We start from the raw sequence: 19,903 nt of genomic DNA, 5'->3' as shown, positions 1-19,903 counted from the left end.
AAAAGCGGACACTCGTCGTTCTTCTTGCAACTGGCAGCCACACTAATTCAAAGCCACAAGTTGCATCTGAGAAGCCCCATGGGCTTTCACTTGCAGCTTGTAGCTTGCAGCTTCTCCGAAGGAGTCTTTCTTTGAACATTTTGATCATTGGCAGCGGTGGCCGTGAACACGCCCTGGCCTGGAAAGTGGCTCAGGATCCGCGTGTGCAGAAGGTTTTCGTCGCGCCGGGCAACGCCGGTACCGCGATTGAAGCCAAGTGCGAAAACGTCGCCATCGACGTACTGGCCCTTGAGCAACTGGCCGACTTCGCCGAGAAAAACGTTTCCCTGACCATCGTTGGTCCGGAAGTGCCACTGGTGGCGGGTGTGGTCGATCTGTTCCGCTCCCGTGGCCTGGACTGCTTCGGTCCGACCGCCGGCGCTGCACAGCTGGAAGGTTCGAAAGCCTTCACCAAGGACTTCCTCGCCCGTCACAAGATCCCGACGGCCGACTACCAGAACTTCACCGAGATCGAGCCGGCCCTGGCCTATCTGCGGGAGAAAGGCGCACCGATCGTGATCAAGGCCGATGGCCTGGCCGCCGGTAAAGGCGTGATCGTTGCCATGACCCTGGCCGAAGCCGAAGACGCGGTGCGGGACATGCTCGCCGGCAACGCGTTCGGCGACGCCGGTTCGCGCGTAGTCATCGAAGAATTCCTCGACGGCGAAGAAGCCTCGTTCATCGTCATGGTCGACGGCAAGAACGTCCTGCCGATGGCCACCAGCCAGGACCACAAACGTGTCGGCGACGGCGACAGCGGCCCGAACACTGGCGGCATGGGTGCCTACTCCCCTGCCCCGGTGGTCACCGCTGACGTGCACCAGCGCGTGATGGATCTGGTGATCTGGCCGACCGTGCGCGGCATGGCTGAGGAAGGCAACGTCTACACCGGTTTCCTGTATGCCGGTCTGATGATCGACAAGGCCGGCAATCCGAAGGTCATCGAGTTCAACTGCCGCTTCGGCGATCCGGAAACCCAACCGGTGATGCTGCGTCTGCAGTCGAGCCTGGTGCTGCTGGTCGAAGCCGCTCTGGCGCAAGCGCTGGACAAGGTTGAAGCACAGTGGGACCCACGTCCGAGCGTCGGCATCGTTCTGGCCGCTGGCGGCTACCCGGGCGACTACGCCAAGGGCGCAGCGATCAACGGTCTGGACACCGCCGCCAGCCTGGAAGGCAAAGTCTTCCATGCCGGCACCGCGCTGAAAGACGGCAACGTGGTCACCGCCGGTGGTCGCGTACTCTGCGCCACCGCCATGGGCGCCAGCGTGAGCGACGCCCAGCAGCAGGCCTACAAACTGGCGGCGGCGATCGACTGGGAAGGTTGCTTCTACCGCAAGGACATTGGCTACCGCGCCATTGCCCGTGAACGTGGCGAAACCCAGGAATAAGCTGCACATCACGCCCGGCGGGGAATGCCGTTCCTTGCCGGGCTGTTCCGCCGTCGCGCATCGTTATATTCTGGCATCAACCTACGAAGGGATTTCGCCGTGCGCTGGCTCAGGATTGCCATAAGTTTCACCGTCACGTTGCTGACCTTGCTCTGCATGCTCCCGGCCCTGGCCGCGCAAGGCAGTGGCTGGTCGGTATTGCTCGACGACCAGGGCAATCTGCAACTGAGCGACATTCGCTCGGCTCGCTACACCAATCAATTCAGCCCCATCGAACTGGACCGCCTCACGGCCGCCGAGCCCGATGGCGCACTGTGGCTGCGTTTCAAACTGGCGCCGGGCAAACACGAACAGGTGCTGCGCATCTTTGCCCCGGACCTGTCGCACCTCAATCTCTATGTGCTGGACGGCGACCAGCTGATCGAGCAACGCGACACCGGCACCCGCCAGCCGCAGGCTGAACGGCCATTGCCGAGCAGCGACTTCATGCTGCCGCTGCCCCAGAGCAACAAACCTCTCGATATCTACCTGCGGATGGTGTCCGACCACCAGTTACGCCCGCATATCACGCTGCAATCAGCCGTGATGAGCGCGGCCAACCATAACCAGACATTGATTTTCGGCCTGTTGTTCGGCTGCCTCGGCATGTTGTTGCTGCACAACCTGGTGCGCTACGCCTATTCCCGTTCGCGCAGCAGCCTGTGGCTGGCCATTTGCGAAGCTCTGCTGGCGCTCAGCCTGTTGTTGCTGCTCAACCTCGCCGGTCCCTGGTTGCCGAACTGGCATGCGATCCAGACCCCGGGCGCCTACCTCGCGCTGTTGCTGACCGCCCCGGCCGGGCTGATGTTCGCCTTGCGCTTCTTCGCCCCGCTCGGTCCGCACCCGCTGAACAAACTGCTGCTCGGCGACATTCTGTTCATCGTGACCTGCAGCCTGTTGCTGTTGTTCGTCAACACCCTGCCGCTGAACATCATCACCTATGCGCTGGTGGCCCTGGCCGGCCTGAGCATGCTGTTCGTGGCGGTCTATCACTGGCAGAAGGGTTATCGTCCGGCGCGGCTGTTTGTCGCGGCAATGGTGGTGTTCAACATCGGCACGCTGATCATTCTGCCGGCGCTGCTCGGGTTGACCCTGGTTGCACCGCAAGGCTTGATAATGACGCTGATGGCGTTCATTTGCGTCAGCGGCCTGTTGATGAGCATTGCCCTGGGCGAGCGCCAGCGCAGCATCACCGAAAGCCGTTTCAGCATCAGCCGCGACCTCGCCGCGAGCAATGCCGAGATCAACGCCAAGGCCGAATTCCTCGCCAAGATCAGCCACGAAATCCGCACCCCGATGAACGGCGTACTGGGCATGACCGAGCTGCTGCTGGGCACCCCGCTGTCGGTCAAACAACGCGATTACGTGCAAACCATCCACAGCGCCGGCAACGAACTGCTGACGCTGATCAACGAGATTCTCGACATCTCCAAGCTCGAATCCGGGCAGATCGAACTGGACGACGTACAGTTCGACCTCAACGCCCTGATCGACGATTGCCTGAGCATCTACCGCGCCAAGGCCGAACAGCAGAACGTCGAGCTGATCAGCTTCATTCAGCCGCAGGTGCCGCGCGTGATCAGCGGTGACCCGACACGCTTGCGCCAGACACTGCTGAGCCTGCTGGAAAACGCCCTGAAGAAAACCGATGAAGGCGAAGTGCTGATCGTCGTCGCCCTCGACGAGCGCAGTGACAAACCGCGCCTGCGCATCGCCGTGCAGGACAGCGGCCAGCCGATGGAGCCGGAGGAACGCGAAGCGCTGATGCACGCCGAACTGCACAGCAAGCATTTCCTCTCGGCCAACCGCCTGGGCGGCAACCTCGGACTGGTGATCGCACGGCAACTGATCCGCCTGATGCACGGCGAATTCGGCATCAAGAGCGGCGCCAGTCAGGGCAGCACGTTGTGGCTGACCTTGCCGCTCGATCCAGATCGCCTCGAACACCCGACCTCCGATCTCGACAGCCCGTTGCAAGGCGCGCGCGTGCTGGTGGTCGACGACAACGACACCTGCCGCAAAGTGCTGGTGCAGCAATGCAGCGCCTGGGGCCTGAACGTCAGTGCCGTGCCGTCGGGCAAGGAAGCGCTGGCGCTGCTGCGGACCAAGGCGCACCTGCGCGACTATTTCGATGTGGTGCTGCTCGATCAGAACATGCCCGGCATGACCGGCATGCAACTGGCCGCGAAGATCAAGGAAGACCCGAGCCTGAACCACGACATCCTGCTGATCATGCTCACCGGCATCAGCAACGCGCCGAGCAAGATCATCGCGCGCAACTCCGGGATCAAGCGCATTCTCGCCAAACCGGTGGCCGGCTATACGCTCAAGACCACGCTCGCCGACGAGTTGAACCAGCGCAACAAGGGCCAGGTGGTGTTCCAGCCGCAAGTGGTGACGCCGTCTACGGCAGCCAAGGTGCCGAGCGATTTCCGCATCCTTGTCGCCGAAGACAACACCATCTCGACCAAAGTGATTCGCGGCATGCTCGGCAAACTCAACCTGCAACCGGACACCGCCAGCAACGGCGAAGAAGCCCTGCAGGCGATGAAAGCCCAACGTTACGATCTGGTGTTGATGGACTGCGAAATGCCGATTCTCGATGGTTTCTCCGCGACCCAGCAACTGCGCGCCTGGGAGGTCAGCAACCAGCGCATCCGCACGCCGATCGTCGCGCTGACGGCGCACATCCTCGCCGAACACAAAGAACGCGCACGTCAGGCCGGCATGGATGGGCACATGTCCAAACCCGTCGAGTTATCGCAGTTGCGCGAGTTGATCGAGCATTGGGTGGCCCAGCGTGATCAGCAGAACCGAACGGCGTCGACCTTCTGAATCGCCCGTTGGCGGGATGCAATCGACGCTCGAGTGCACCCGGTGACCTGGGCGAGACGGACACCACCGCGACCTGCGCTGCCATGAGCGCCGTCACGCCTCAATTGCTGCTCGACTGATAGACTCCATCCCCACACTCTCCTGCCGCGAGCCGACACCATGCTCCATGTGCTGTTCAGCGTTTACCTGAAGATGCTGGTGCTCTACAGCCCGTTCTTCGTATTGTCCTGTTTCATCAGCCTGACCCGTGGTTATTCGCGCAAGGAGCAACGGCGCCTGGCCTGGAAGGTGGCGTTGGCGACGCTGGTCTCCAGCGTGTTGCTGTATCTGTTCGGGCGGGTGATTTTCGATGTGTTCGGCATCACCGTGGATGCTTTTCGCATAGGTGCCGGCAGTGTGCTGTTCATTTCGGCACTGGGCATGGCACAGGGAAAACCGGCGGTGCAGGCCGATAACGTGCAGCAGGACGTGACCATCGTGCCGCTGACCATTCCGTTGACGGTCGGCCCCGGCACCATCGGTGCTTTGCTGGTCATGGGCGTCAGCCAGCCACACTGGGACGACAAACTCACCGCGATCATGAGCATCGCACTGGCCAGCTTCACCGTGGGCGTGGTGCTTTATCTGTCGAACCGCATCGAGCGGATCCTCGGCGATCAGGGTTTGCAGATTGTCAGTCGGCTGATGGGCTTGTTTGTCTGTGCCTTGGCGGCACAGATTATCTTCACCGGTATAAAGGGTTATCTGGTGCCCTGACGGCCGGGATCGCGGATAACGGGTGCACAACAAAACGCCGCGAACGACAGGGTTCGCGGCGTTTTGCTGTCGGACGGCCTTACGCGGCGATCGCCGGTACCGCCGTCAGATCCTGCAGCGTCATGCTTTTCGAACGCCCTTCACCAGCCTGCAAACGTTGCACCCACGTCGATACCGCATGGGAATGCTGGTGATTGAACGCGAGGAAAACCTCGCCGCGCAACGCCTCGTCAGCAGAACAGACATCACGCAAGATCAGGCAATGCTCACTGTCCGGATCAATGATCAGCAGATGTTCCCGGACGATTTCGAAGAGCAGTTTTTCCGGCGCATCGAACTCCCAGATCAACTTGCCAGGCACCGCTGGCACTTCACCCGACGCGTGCCGGCAATCAATGATCAGCGAATCAAGCCTGCGCCAGGCGGCCCGCGATAGCCTGCAGGTCACATGCCCCTGCCCCAGCCGCAGAACCATCAAAGAGACGTCATCGGGAATCAGCGGCAACAGATCATCCACACGGTCCTGCGCCTCAATGGTCACCACCTGAGCGTTGCGCTGGAAGTAGTTGAATCGCCCAAGGCCGTGCATGCCCGGATAGGTCTGCACCGTGCCCGCAGCAGGCTCGTGGAGCAATACCGTGGTTGCCCCCTCGCGGGATGGCTGATGCTGTGTACCGAGCAGAACAGCATCCAAAGGCAGCGCTTTGCCGACAACGCGCACCAGCCTGGCACCCTGCACGTCATACCATTGCAGACTGTCCGGACCAGACTCGACGAAAACGAAATCTTCGTGATCGACGTCGTTCAACAAGGTTTGCAGGCGTTCGAGCAGCGGACCGCCCTGCGCAGTGACCCAATGTCGATTGACCCCACTGATGACTTCAGACTCCTGATAGCGAAGGTTCAGCAATACGCCTTCCACCGTAGTGCCCGCTAACCCCGAGCCGTCGACGCGCACCTCGGCAAATCGCCAGTCAGCCCATTCCGGCACAGGTGCAGGCAGAGCGTCGGCGTGCAACAACTGCGCACCTGCGCCAAAAGCCCGCTCAAGATTCTGCGGATCCATGAGTGGCTGGCTCCAGATCGCTCCGCTCGAGAGGTCAAACACCCAGCACGCCTGGTTATCGGGTGTGACGCCGAGCAAACGTACTTCCTTGTCGCGCCCCATATCGCACAGCAGCAAGCGGTTGTTCACAAACCAGGCCGACAGGTTGCCGTCACCGGCGACGTTGCGTAACCCGACAATCGCAAAACCGTTCGCCGCATAACGTTTGGCGATTGATTCCAGCGCCAGCCACCATTGCGCTCGATCCTGCAGCCATCGCTCATCGAGGCCAGCCAGCAGCACATCGCCTTGCGCGGTCAGATTGAAGAAACGCCCCTCGTCATCGAGTAGCAGATACCCCCCGTCAACAGCCACCACCTGCGTCAGTCCTGCCGGCTCGATCCAGCGTTTCGACCATTGCGCCTGGCCCTGCCTCACGGTTCGCTCCTGCCGGCAAAGCGTCTGGTCGATGCGGTTGTAGATGAAGAACACATCGGCGGCGTCCGTCATCGGCATCAGCATCAAGTCGCCGAGGTGCTTGATCGAGTCTTTCCAACCGCGGGCATGACGAGGCAGCGGCTGGGGATGAATCAGCAGTCGATCGGCGCCGCGGATCCAGACCATATCGCGCTTGCCCGGATCGAATGCCCAACACACGGAAACATAGGCCGCCGGTTGCCACTCCACCGTAGTCACGCCATCTTTTTCGGGATGGGAACGGGCGATCAGGTAATTGCCCAGCACCGAGGGCCAATCGACCAGCGTATCGCTGGCGAACACGGTGGCTTGCAACTCGCGATGCTGACCGTAAGTCACCGAACCGAGCAATAACTGTCCGTCGTGGATCAGGTAACCGAATTCACGCGGGGCATGGGCAGCGCTGACCGTTTGCACAAAATGAATCACGCCGTGGGCATCGACCTGGAATTTGTCGAGCAGACTGTCCCCCTCCAGCAATACACGGAAGCGATGTTTGATCAGTCCGCTGAGCGTATCGACCTGCCAGATGTCGTAGCTGTCCGCCACGTAAAAGTACGCGTAACCGTTGACCACCAGCGCCAGCTGCGCCTCATCGGTTTCCCCGGCGCCTTCGTTGCGAATATAGAGAAAGCGCTCTTCGTGCGCGTCATACCACCCTGTGACGTACCGGGGTTGTTGCGGTGATTCGAACGGGATTGGCCACTGATGAATCGGCGTGTAGGGCAGCAGCAAACGATGCTCGTTGGCCAACATCTTGTAGTGCGTCAGCAACGCCTGCTCATCCAGCCCGGCAGGCGCACTCTGTTCGATGATCGCCAGCTGACGCCTGACCTGATCAACCTGGAACAATTGCTGATCGGCTATACGCAAGCGCAGCGTATGTCGACCACGGCCGGACAGCTTCAGGTGCACATTGCCGATGTACAGCTCGCCGAGTTCGACGCGGATATCCGTCACACGCGCCCATCCGGCCTCCAGCACCCAACTGCATCGGGTGCCGCTCGGCGCTTGCAATTCGATGTCATAACCGCGGCTCAGCGCCAATGTGCATGAAGCGTCGGCTCCGCAAATACGGTAGGACACCTTGCCCTCCCAGATACTCGGCAGCGACGGCGCCACCAGGACCCGTTCGACGGCATCCAGCTGCACCTCGATGACAGTCTGGCGATAGTCGGCATACAACCGATGCAGGATGTATTCGCAAGGAAAGGAATAAAACGAAAAACGAAACAGCCAATTGCCGTTCTTGTTCTTTTTTTCCAGACGTCGCGCCGTATCGAAACCGCGGTCGTCGCGCAGGTTGCCAAATGGCAGGGCCTTGTATTCATAGCCATAGCAAGTCTGCGGCGTACATGGCAAGACGATGGTCTGTTTGGCTGGAGGGGTAAACACGATCTCGCCCGGCAGTTTTAACTGCTGACGGATATCAATCGCCCGGTCGTAGTCGAGGTCGTAGTCCGTCACGCCGATGTGATCACGCAAAGGGTAGAGTTTGGGACTGTCGAGGCGCAGTTTGCCATTGGCCAGATCAATGCTTTTGACCAGCAGCGCAGGCGGCACAGTCCAGGCGCCCAGGCGGGCGTCGAAGTGAAAGCCGACCCCGCGATACGCATGTTCCATGTCCGCGAAGAAGTTACCGACGGCCTCCGCATCACGTGCAATGCCGGTAAAGCCCTGGGCGAGCGCAGCGAACCCGACCGCCAGACCGCCGAGGATGACCCCCGCGCCCCCGAGCACCGCCGCAGCGGTTGAGGCGCCGGCCAGTGCCGCTCCGATCCCCCCCGCCGTCAAGGCCAGGCTGGCTGAGTCAAAGGTCAGTTGGGTGCCGAACTGTGCCTTCTCGACCTCATCTTCGGCGGTCGCCAACTGGTAGACATCAAAACCAACGTTGGCCAGCCCCAGCACGGCGCCGACACCTTCATTGGCTGCGTGGCCCAGCGCTTCGCTGACCACCGGCCCAACGGTGCGGGCAATGACCTTTTGCTCATTCAGCGCCGTGCGCACCAGACGAATCAGCCCCACGACATCCACCACGTTGCCATGCACCAACTGTGCATAGTTGACGTAGCCATGCAGACGCACAGCCGTGGTCAGTGTGCGCGCCTCCCCTTCCCGTCCGCGCAATGTGTTCATCAAGGCCTGAAGAGTGAAGCCGGCGTTGAGGGTATGCACACTGCCGGCTTCGGTGGGATCCACCCCATGAGCGGTCCGCTGCGGTTTGCGCGCCAAGGTTGAGAACTGCCCGGACAACCAGGTTTTGATGCGCAACAGACGGTGATCCTCACTGAGCACCTCGACCACCTGCGCAGGATTTGACGGATTGATGAGACTCAGTCGGTATGAGCCTTCAGGCGTCACTTGCAGCGTTTCGAACAACGGCACCAAAGGCGTCGCCCCGGCGTGCAGTTTTTGCAAGGCCGCTGTGGCGGCGGCGATCTCCTGGCCCCACCAATGGCTGTCCAGTCCGAGCAGGCTCGCGCCCAGGTGGGCGTTTTCGATCAGCGATCGGCCGTGTGCGCTATTAAGACGCTGGCGAAGGCTGCCTTCCGGTTGTTCCGGCAACGGTTCATTACTCAACAATGTGCCCGCCGTTATCGCGCCGGACAATGGCCAGGATGAGATCCGCTCGGCGTGCAGCTCTGCCAGATTGAACTGTGGCCGCGTTTCGTCACCGTAAGCTGCGTAATAACCGGCCATCTTCTGACGCACGAAAAAATGCTCGAGCGCTTGCTGGAACTGGATGGCGTCGCTGAACCCGAACAGGCCAAAGTTGGGATCATAGAAGTGATAAGTGGTCACCCCTCCCGCCACGGTTTTAGCCGCGAGCATCGAATGGTTGTCCGAGTTGAGCATCAACATCCGGGGGCCGCTGCGACTCTCCAGAGCGGCGCTGATTTGCGTGAGATCGGCATGGCCCAGCGGCGTACCGACGTCACTCAGTGCGATACCGCGCAGTTCCTCCACCGCGTGCTTGAAAGCGATCGAATCGTTCTTCCCTGGCTCGATCACCGCCAGAAAAAAGCGTTCGCGTAATTGCTGGAGGGCTGGGCTGCCCTCGGTAAGGGCCGCGCTCATCAGCAACGCCAATGGGTAACACCGCCCGCCAATGGCCTCGCCGCGACCACCGAGCAAGAAATCCTGAGGCACCGCTGCGAAACTGCCGAAGTCGAACGAACCGAGCAGGCGATCGGTTTGCTCGTTGATCTGCATGCGATGTTCAAGTGTGGCGACGTGTTGGATCTGCCCGACCTGCCGCCCCCACTGGCGCTGGGTGTGCGCATCCTTCAAGGCGCTTTTCTTCAGCGCCAGTGCCCCCACGGCGCTGGTTGGCAACAGGTCAGCCGCCAGACCGTTCAGGAACGCCCGATCCTATCGCTGATACAGATGTCGCTCGATGACCGCGTAACGATTGGAAACCCCCAGATCACGAACCTGGTTGGCGAGGTTGTCCAGCTCCCCCGTGAGCGCCAGGAACGCCTGACCGTGCAGCGAATCGGCTCCAATCAGTGCGCCGAGGGCCAGTCGTTGCAACGGGGTAATCTCGTCAAGACTGAGCTCACCACGGCCCATCCCGACCAGCACTTCATCCAGCCCCAGCGCTTGCGTATTGGCGACACTGAGAAACGGCGGAGGCAGCGCACTGGCTGGCTGTTGCCTGATCAGTTGGCGTTCGGCGTAACTCAACGGCAATGGATGCTCAAAGTTGACAGGGCCATCATGACCAAGGCGCATCGCCCTGATAAACGGCTCGCCAAGGGTATCGACCAGGTGCTGCAAGACGTCCGTCAGCAATACGGTGCGGCCTTCGATTTTTGGCCATCCCTGTTCAAACACCAGGGTCGAGCCCTTGAGCAACTGCCCGATATCACCCGCATAACGGGTTTTATATTCACCGCTACTCCAGCGCTGGCGCTCTGTCTTGAGCCATTGCTCAGGATCGGTTTCGTTGTCTTTCCAGGAGTGGTCCTGCTCCTCTTCGGTATCGCGATTGATTGTCCCAAGGGCAGAGATCGGCGTATCCGCGCGAAACACCTGCGCATCCACAGGGGTAAAGTGAGTTCTTTCGTAATCGCCCATGCTGTCGCGCATGGCGCCGGGTCCGGTCAGGTAGATGGTCAGTTCGCTTTGCAGGCGAATGCCGTCACTGAAGTGACAGGCTGCTGCACGGGCCAGATACGCTGCAAAAATTTCCTGCTCTGCGGGCAGTTCGCCCAGAGGGCCATAGAATTTCTCTAACGCCTCATTTGCCAGCTCTGACATACGCTCGCTGTCACTCAACGCAACTCTTCGCTGCACCGCTAAACGGGCCGTGGCATCAATCAAGTCATAGCTCAAGCGCAATCGCTTGATCAGCGATTGCAACATCGCTGCGCCGGGGTGAGCCATCAAAAATGCATTGCTCATCGACCCCCCTTCAGCAACAGCCCTCAGCGCAAAAGGTCGGACCAGCCGATCTGCCGGAGGCTGAAACACCTCGCCCATGGCGGGATGGCTTTTGGCGAAGGTTTCGATTGTCGAACGGTGCTCGAGAGGGATCTGTTCCAGATAATGCGTATAGCGCTGACGCAGTGCCTGACGTCCAGGCATCCAGTGCGGATTGTGATCGAGCATCAGTTGCAAGACGCCGGCGCGGGCCGGCGGTTGAAGGCTGCCCATGTCAACACCGGCGAGATGCTTTCGCAGCGGTGGCAGGTTATCCACATCGGCGTAACTGCCACCTTCGCGGTACAGGACCTCGGCACGCACCACATCGGACGCCGCCGCCAGATTGCCGCGCAAACGGGTCTCGCGTTCGTAGATGTCTTGCAATTGCAGCGGTTCTTCGCCGACATCAAGATCGCGCAACTGCAGGTCCGCTCCCGCGAGTGCCTGCACGCTGTCACGATTGCGCTCCCTGAGCACTTGCAACGTTGCGCGGTCCTGACCGTAGGCCTCGACCAACAACGCGATGCGTGCTTCATCAGCCGACTCGCCGCCTTCAACGGCAGCATTGATGTGGGCATACATTTGCTGCTTCAAGACGATCGCGCGCTCTTCGTAGAGAGTGGCCAACGCACTTTCATCAATGACTTTTTCACCAACCTGTGCGAGCGCATCGGCCTTGGCCGCCTCGACAATCAGCTTGTTGGTCTGGTGGGCCAGCAGTGCATCACTGTCATACCAGAGATTGAGTGCATAACCTTGCCCGGCAAGCACCTGGCGCCAGACGTAGAGGTAATCGCGCTGAATGTCACCAACACCACCACCGAGCCAGACAAAGTGCAGCGTTTTCGCAACAGGCGTCGGCGCGGTTTTGAGCAGCGCAGCACTCGACTGAACACGGGACTCGAAGTGTTCGACCTGATGGTAGATATTCGTTAGCCGGTCATTCGTGACAGGCTGTTCCGTACCGCGCTTTACTCGCCCCGGCGCCAGCAGCAGGGCCAGGGTCTGACGCAGCAGGGCCAGCGGTTCAAGTATTCGTGCGGAGTTTTGGGGGTCGACACAAGCGCTGTAAAAACGCAGTACGGCATCACTCAGTTGGTTGTCGGCTTGCAGTTCAAGAGCCTTTTTAAGATCGGCCAGATCAAACAGACTGGCAAAATCAAACTCTTTATCCTCGGATGTTTTATTACTCTTCATGAACCGGGTCTCAACGAGATAATTGAGCCAACACGCTAACTATCATCAACTTCAGGCTCAAACCGGATTACATTCAAATATTATCGTGCGTCGCCAATTGCAAGCGTCCATGTCAGCAGACACATGGACATTTATAGACCGTCTGTTACGCACAACCGACAACCCCAACAAACAATAACTATTGCCTGACAACCGATAATTTTAAAAACAAAAGAGCCGCCAATAATCTGTTGGCGGCCCTGCCATTTAAATTTTGATTTATAAATCAGATTATTTCTTTGATCACCGCGCCCAGCGTAACAATGGCTTCATCGCCCTGTGCCCGTGAGTAAGCCTGCAGCCACTGTTCAATGCTCAACGTGCACTGTTTGCCTTCAATAGTGACGGCCAGGGCCATGGGCATTGGCGACTCGCCATCCTGCGGATCGACGCCCCGCACTATCAAGCTGTGGGCATTGTCCGGGTCACTGAGTACCAGATGCCCGGCGACCCGGGACATCAGCAGATGTCCGGCTTCAGGTAAATCCAGAGTCAATAAGTCTGCTCGCGGCATCTCGAGCCCGGAGCTACGCCGTGGATTGACCACAATACAATCGAGGCGCTGCCAGACGGGTTCCGATAGCCGATAACGGGCGGCCTGCGCGCCGAAAGTCAGAATCAACTTGTCGACCCCATCAGGCAACATTGGCAGCCAATCCGTTACTTCGTCGTTCACTTCAAGCGACAACACGTCACCTTCACGATGGGCGTAACTGCCTGGCAGCCAGAGATCCTCCGCGGATCCGCGACTGAAGATCAACCCGTCCACCGGATCGAAAAGCATCGGCACCGTCTCGTTGAGGGTTCCCAGAAACTGCGGGTACTGCCCATCGGCTCGTCCCGCAATCTCGAAAACGCGATCCAGTGCCGGCACGTAATACTTGTAGCGATCCGGAACACTGCCCAAGGGCAAAAACGCGGCGTGGGGCTGCTCGTGCACCAGCGCTCTCAAGCGAGCCCGCAATGCCTCGGGTGATTCGCTATACACGTACGACCAGGCATTCTCGACACCGACGATGCGCGCGGGCTGATGATCGCGCAGTTGCAGATTCACCCCTTCGCGAGTGCGGCCCACCAAACCTTCGCCATCGGCCGACACCTGACTGAATGTCCATTTCGGCCAGACTTTTTCCGCGTTTGGCAATAAGTCGGGATGCAGCAGCCGCTGACCGTCACCAAACACCTTGCGCAGTGCATCGAGCGGCATCAGCGGCTGGCGCAGGATTTGCCCTGCGGCAACGTCCAGCAGCCAAACGGCCTGCTCATCCGGAGTCCGCCCCAGCAAGGCGAACTCCTTGCGCTCGCTGCCACGGGCCAGCACAACCTTCTCCCCCATACACCACACCGCCAGCAACGCATCGCCGGATGCACCGGTCAGGCCGAGGATCGGAAACGGTTCCGATTTATAGGCCTTGGCCAACGCCGGTAGGGCGCTCAGCCAATCAGGATTGCGTTGCAGCCAGTGCTGCCCCAAACCGAAGAACTTCAACACGTGCTCGTCGATTTCGGACTGCCAGTTATTGGCTTTGGCGCTCAAGTCGATCTCGAAAAGCCGGCCATCGGCGCGGGTGGCAATATAGCGATCCCCTGCCCGGGTGACCTCGACGATGTCCTTCGCGATGACCTGATTGAAGAAGTAATCGGTTCTGATTTCGATGCCATGACTGAGCGTCTGAGTGTCTTTACTGTAAAAAATCAGCGCGGCTTCCGGATCCGTTACCTTGGGCATGAGCATGACCATGTCAGGCGCACTGCCGTGTTGCGCGCGAAAGTATCGCTCATGGCCGGTGGCAATCCAGGCGCGCTCCAGCAACACGTCAAAAGAGTAAGCGTGCGCGTGAACAAAGGGAGTGTATGACCAAATGCTGATCGCCGATGCCATGCCTGGCGTTCCGTCCGCGAAAGGGCGAGCCTTTTTCAGACGGTGCCGCAGAAAAGAGATTCTGCTTCCGGCTTCGGGCTTGAGGCTGGAGCCCTCAAGGCCGGGCGACCACATTTTGATATCCAGCAACGTCACCTTCAGTCCGCTGATCTGGAACGTCAGTGTGGTCTCGACCTTGCTCGCGGATGCCTGCTCACGCAACTGCTGCGCGATATGCAGACTGCCGTCCGCCTGTTGGGTGAAACTCGTAATCCTGGTGCCCAGGTCAAGGCTGAGCAGACGATAGCGACGCACGACGGTGCCGGTCAGCGCATCGACCTGCCATATCGTCCCGTGATCGGGGTGATAGAACCACGCATGAGTGGCGGTCGCCGCGCCCAACACCAGGCCGCGATTGACCTCGACAGGCAGATTGCGGGCAAACAGCAAGCGCTCCTGCCGCGTGTCGTAATAAGCCGTAGTGAGCACCGGCGAGCGGGCTGGATTGTAGGGCACTTCGAATCCGTTCAGGGTCACATAGCCCTCCGCCAGACGCCTCTCGCCAGCCCGTTTGCGCAGATGAACCAGAACCTTTTGCAGGGTGTTTTGCCCGTCCTGCAGCGTGACCGAAACCAGGCGCAAACGGCGCGCCTGCCAGTCGACCTGGAACAGCTCGCCGTCAGCCAGTTCGATCAAGCCGTCGAAACCTATAACCAGCATACCGTCGACACTCAGTGTGCGAGCATCGTGGCCTGCCGATAAACGCTCGTCCGCCAGCGGAGGCGAAGCGTTGAACACAACGCGTTCGATATTGACCCACGGCGCACGGACCACCCATTTGGCACTGCCTTGAAACCTCACGGCGACCAATCCGGGGGTGAGTTGCATCTGGTATTGACCGGCGGCGGCAACGATTTCGTAGTGGAGCTTCGCGTGCCACTCCTTAGGCAGCTCTGGAACCACCAACTGACGAACCTGATCGTCGAGTCGCACGCTGATTTTCGTTGTTTTAAAGACGGGGTGCAGCTTGTAGAGGATGTGCTTGAACGATGGCGTGCTGTGCAGATACACCTGACGGTTGCCTTGCCTGTCATATTCAAGCTTGTCTGCCACTGCGTTGCGCAACTGCGGATATCGGGTATGGATGCCGTTGTTCGAACTGTTGGTCAACACTTCTCCCAGCACCTTCGGCAGCGACGTCAATGCCCACCAGTTCGGCCCGCGTATCTCACTCGCGAGACGTGGCGTCACCCGCTCTCCAGGCAATGGCACATAGTCATAGCCCGAACCTCCCAACTGGTATTCGTAACCGAAGTAACAGATCGGTGTGCACGGCAACACCACGGTATGACGACCACCGGCATTGCCCAGCCTGATCACCTCAGGCAGCTCCAGTGCCTGGCGAATGTCGACGGCCCGGTGCAGCTGTTTCGGGTCATCGTTGTACTGCGGCAACTCGAGCGCACCGCCCTTCCAGGGGTAAAACTTCTGGCTATCGAATCGCGCTTCATCGGCTTTCAGGTCGAGGCGCGTGATGACCGCCTCGGGCGGGAACTGCAAGACCCCGTGTTCGAGTGTGTAGGCGCCGTGCTGGTAAGCATTGTAGATGGCGCGCAAATGGTTACCGACGGCGGTCGCCTTGTCGCTGATCTGTCCCAGGTTGCTGGCAATGGCCGATACACCGATCCCGACCCCGAGCAGCGGCACAGACAGAATCGCCGCCGCGGCGCCGGCCGTTCCGCCCACAGTCAGCGCGACCACGTCCAGCCCCAGCGCGGCGATATCGAACGTCAGTTGCGCAGACAACCGCGAGCGCTGCTCATGATTCTCGGCCACCGTCAGCCCATAAACATCGAAGCCGATATTGACGATGGAAAAGCCGACACCGGCCGCCGTGGCGGTACGGCCCAGCAACCGTCCGGACAGCGACGACTGGCGCACGGCCAGCGCCTGCTCACTGGCCGCGACCTGACGCACCAGATTGATGATCTGCGCGGTATCGGTCAGCACGCCAAAACCCAACTGCGCATAGCTGACATAAACCTGCACTTGCAGCGCAATCGACAACGCCGGTATCTCGCCACCTGCCGCCTGATATTCGCGCAGGCGCATTTCATTGATTAACGTCTGAATCACAAAAGCGAAACTCAACCGGCTGCCACCGTCGGCTTCGGCCGGAGCGCTCGCGCTGCCTGCAAAGGTCTTCACCAGACGTTGCAGGTGCTGTCTGACCCGGCTCAGACGCGCATCGCTGGTACTGACCGTGCGGCTGTTTTGCGGTTTTTTGACGTCCACCATCGTCACCGAAAAACCAGCCTCCGGGGTCGCCCGCACCGTCTCCAGCAATGGCAGATAGTCACCGCTCAGTTTGTGTTCATCGCGGATACGCCGGGTGGCTTCATCGAGTTCCTGCGCCCAGTAACGAGCGTCCATTTGCGCCAGGCTGGCTCCCATTCGGGCATTTTCGTTCAGGGAACGGGCACGGCCGAGCGCTTGTTTGGCCCAGACTGACGACGTTTGAGAAGCCGGGTCCTTTGTCTGTAAAAAACTGTCCACACGCAGGCTGGATGAAAGCTGCCGTTCGGCGATCGCGGCGGTGTCCAGCTCGATGACGTTGAAGTGCGCTGCGTCGACATCACCCAAACCGTAAAGCGTGGCCAATGCGTGCTGGCTGTCATTCAGGTAATGCTCCACGCCGAGTTTTAAATCGGCGTGCCCGGCAAAGGTATAGAGCGCAAAGTTAGGGTCATAAAAACGATAGAACGTTTGCTCGCCCACCTGCACGTTGGCGACCAGCAGCGCATGATTACCGGTGTCGAGCAGCAGGACGGTCGGCGCGGTTTTCGCCGCCAGCGTCTGCATCACGCTGTCGAGGCGCTGTAAGCCTCGTGACTCTCCAAAGGCCTTGCCGGAAACGTCCTGAAGCTCACCCAATGCGTTCAACAACGCCTGCGACTCAACGTCCTGCGGATGTTGCGCAGCATGACCGACACGCGCAACCAGTGCACGTTCGGCCGGCTCACCGGCCGCCATGGCTGCGCCCATCAACAGCGCCAGCGGATAGCAGCGCCGCCCCGGGTCACCCGTGCCGAGCATCAACAGATCCTGGGGCACCTGCCTGCTGGAAAGCGCACCGGCCTGGAAAAACCCTTCGCGCACCCGTGCGCTGCGCTTGAGGATCCGGGTGGTGTATTCACGCTGCGCGGTACGATGGATGTGTCCGATGCGCTCGCCCCATTGCTTCAGTGTCAGCGCGTCATTCATCGCCAGCGCCTTGAGCACGCGCGACGTGTGCGTGCCGTTCGCCACGCCCCGCGCCAGTGCGGCCTCGAAGGCCGGCGACTGGCGCTCGACCAATACCTTTTCAATCGCGTTATAACGGGCGAACAAGCCTTCATCGGAGGTATCCCGGGCAATGCTCATGACGTTCTGCCAGGCGCCGGCGAACCCGCTGGCATCCAGGCTCGTCGCGCCAAACAGGCCACCGAGCATGACGCGCTGCAAAGGACTCAACTGCTCAGCCAACAGAGAGCCGTGGGCCACGTGCGAAAACAGTTCGTTGAGGTTGCTGGTGGGTTCAGCCCCCAGAGAAACGGGAATCTCACCTGCCGGTTGTGTGCGTATTTGCTCACGACTGTCGAAGTCGATGGAAAACGCTATCGGGAAGTTAATGTCACCACTCAACTTGTCTCTCATTGCGCGAGTGAACGGTTCACCGAGGTCATCAATCAGTTGCTGCAGTACCGAGGTCAACAGCACCGGTTTGCCTTCAATGACCGGCCAGCCTTGTTTGAAGGTCAGCGTATGCTGCCTGAGCAACCCGGCCAACTGACCCACGTAACGTGACTTGAGTTTGCCCGTGCGCCATTTCTCCTGCTCGTTCCTGAGCCATTCATGTTCATCGCCATTCACCGTCCAGCCGGAGATCCGTTCCTCTTCAGTGGAAACGTTATAGCCCTCGACCAGTTTCAGGCGACTACGGATCTCATTGATCTGATCGGGTTGCAGATGCTGTTCGATATACCGGGTAAGCCCTGCGGCAGCCGCCCCCGGTCCGGTAAGGGTGATGGTGCCTCGCGCATCGACGCGTATCCCGTCCTGATAATAGGTCCGGATGGCGTCAATCAATTTGGACGCTGAAAAATGAATCTTGGAATCAGGCAACTTGCCCAGCGCCTGCATTTCATTCACGACGTTTTGAATGACGTCCAGCAAACGCCCCTCATCGGCGAAGTCGATACCGGCGACGATTGATCGACGCTCGACTTCCTGCAGGCAGTCATAATTCAGGCGGATCATCTGCATGTAGGCCATGACCATGGCACTGCCTGGATGGGCGATGAAGTGCGCATTCATTTCCCCGGTGACCGCACTTCCATGAGCCGTTCCCAAGCGCATGGCATCTTGCGGTGCCGCGTGCTCCTTCGGTGCAACGAAGATCTCATGGACACCCGGCTTACTGTGCGCGAACGCCGTCAGCGCCGCGTCGGCCGCAGTGGGAATTTCACCGGTTATCTCCAGGTAACGCAGTGGATCGCGCCCCGGCATCAAAGCCTCGTTGTGATCCAGTAGCAGTTTCAGAATCCCGAGTCGCTGGTTGCCGTTAAAGTCACTGATATCGACAGCGCCCAACTTCTCGGCCAGCGGCGGCAAGTAGTCCATGTCGCTGTAGCGACCACCCTCCAGGTACTCGGCCTGTAACCGCACGACATCGCTCGCTGCCGCGAAGTTGCCACGCATGGCAATTTCACGCTGGTAGACATCGTGTAAAAAGTGCCCGGCAAACTCTTGGCGAACGTCACGTAACTGCAAGTCCGTTGCGACCATTGCCCGATGCGTTTCCAGGCATTGCTGACGAAAGTTTTCCAATGTCGCCCGATCCTTGCCGTAGGCGCGCACCATCAAGTCAATGCGCGCCTGGTCGGCGTTACCGCGCCATTGAGGTTGTTCCAGGAACGCGAACATCTGCTGTTTCAGCACCCGTGCGCGATCTTCGATCATTTGTGACAACATCGCGGGTTTGCTCAGCGTATCGCCTCCCGCCTCCATCGCATCCACTCTGGCGGCGTCGAGAATCACCCGGTTCATTTCAAAGGCCAGCAACGCATCGCTGTCGTACCAGAGGTTGAACCGGTAACCCTGTGGTTCGAGGATCTGGCGCCAGATGTTCATGTAATCACGCTGGTTGACGCCGACTTCACTGCCACCGACCCAGACAAAGTGCATGATTTTCGGCACGGGCCGGCCTTCATCCTTGAGCAGGGTTAGCGTGTCCGCCATGCGCGCGATGGACTTGTTCAGTTGCGATCTGATCTGTTTGACGTCCCCTAACACGGGCGTTGTCTTACGCTTGATCAGTAACTCCAGCAATTCCTTGAAGAGCTTCACCGACAGCAGTCTTTCGTTGTGATCGGTTGTTTGCATAGCCCTGTTGTAATGCTCTGACAACGCCGTGTGTTCAGCGCTACCGGTAAACTCACCAAGTGTTTGTTGCATTTGCGAGTAATCTTCAGCGGAAATGAACTCGCGCAACTTATCGTTAGCTTCCATTATTACCTTCCTTGACTAAATAGAATTACCGGAAGGAAATCTATTCTGCAAAAACGGCACATTCAAACCTTCAATAAGCTCAAACAATATCCAGCGAAACAACGAATAACACTTATCCCGCCCGCGCGAATGACCCGGCAATATATTTAACTTTCCATTTAGCCTGCCGCCGCACGCAAAAAGCCGCCAATCAATATGATTGGCGGCTTTCTCATTCAAACTAATTATTCAACTCAAAAGATTAACTGC

At 59.4% G+C, this 19,903-nt stretch carries 6 protein-coding genes; 3 read left to right on the top strand and 3 right to left on the bottom strand.

The annotated features are described in order from the left end of the window. The first annotated feature begins 131 nt into the window (after positions 1-131). The 3 genes from purD to HV782_RS04050 all read left to right on the top strand — a co-directional run bounded on the left by purD (position 132) and on the right by HV782_RS04050 (position 5,057). Positions 132-1,427 (top strand): phosphoribosylamine--glycine ligase, encoded by a 1,296-nt coding sequence (purD, locus tag HV782_RS04060; RefSeq protein WP_186747464.1) that lies wholly within the window; start codon positions 132-134, stop codon positions 1,425-1,427. A 99-nt stretch (positions 1,428-1,526) separates the two neighbouring features. After that, the gene (locus tag HV782_RS04055) at positions 1,527-4,301 is read left to right on the top strand and encodes a hybrid sensor histidine kinase/response regulator (RefSeq protein ID WP_186747466.1); all 2,775 of its coding nucleotides are present in this window, start codon (positions 1,527-1,529) and stop codon (positions 4,299-4,301) included. 159 nt (positions 4,302-4,460) lie between these two features. Continuing rightward, complete coding sequence (locus tag HV782_RS04050) at positions 4,461-5,057, top strand: MarC family protein (protein ID WP_064117315.1); 597 nt, start codon at positions 4,461-4,463, stop codon at positions 5,055-5,057. A gap of 79 nt (positions 5,058-5,136) precedes the next feature. On the opposite strand, the gene HV782_RS04045 is transcribed toward HV782_RS04050, so the two are convergent. The 3 genes from HV782_RS04045 to HV782_RS04040 all read right to left on the bottom strand — a co-directional run bounded on the left by HV782_RS04045 (position 5,137) and on the right by HV782_RS04040 (position 19,654). Then, positions 5,137-9,915 carry a TcdA/TcdB pore-forming domain-containing protein gene (locus HV782_RS04045; RefSeq protein WP_367616129.1) on the bottom strand — a complete coding sequence of 1,593 codons (4,779 nt, stop codon included), beginning with the start codon at positions 9,913-9,915 and terminating at the stop codon, positions 5,137-5,139. Between the two features lie 36 nt (positions 9,916-9,951). After that, on the bottom strand, positions 9,952-12,204 hold the full coding sequence (locus tag HV782_RS28790) for a TcdA/TcdB catalytic glycosyltransferase domain-containing protein (protein WP_367616128.1): 2,253 nt from the start codon (positions 12,202-12,204) through the stop codon (positions 9,952-9,954). A 265-nt stretch (positions 12,205-12,469) separates the two neighbouring features. Next, a complete protein-coding gene (locus HV782_RS04040) occupies positions 12,470-19,654 on the bottom strand; it encodes a TcdA/TcdB pore-forming domain-containing protein (RefSeq protein WP_186747468.1) in 7,185 nt (2,394 codons plus the stop codon). Between the last annotated feature and the right edge of the window lie 249 nt (positions 19,655-19,903).

The organism is Pseudomonas monsensis, from assembly GCF_014268495.2.
Lineage (GTDB): Bacteria > Pseudomonadota > Gammaproteobacteria > Pseudomonadales > Pseudomonadaceae > Aquipseudomonas > Aquipseudomonas monsensis.
The sequence above is the reverse complement of the archived record's forward strand: the minus strand, read 5'-3'. Positions and strand labels throughout refer to the sequence as shown.

What these genes read in the sequence shown, in the direction of transcription:
- HV782_RS28790 (WP_367616128.1), bottom strand. Translation starts at nt 12,204, where the DNA reads ATGAAGAGTAATAAAACATCCGAGGATAAAGAGTTTGATTTTGCCAGT.
- HV782_RS04050 (WP_064117315.1), top strand. Translation starts at nt 4,461, where the DNA reads ATGCTCCATGTGCTGTTCAGCGTTTACCTGAAGATGCTGGTGCTCTAC.
- HV782_RS04040 (WP_186747468.1), bottom strand. Translation starts at nt 19,654, where the DNA reads ATGGAAGCTAACGATAAGTTGCGCGAGTTCATTTCCGCTGAAGATTAC.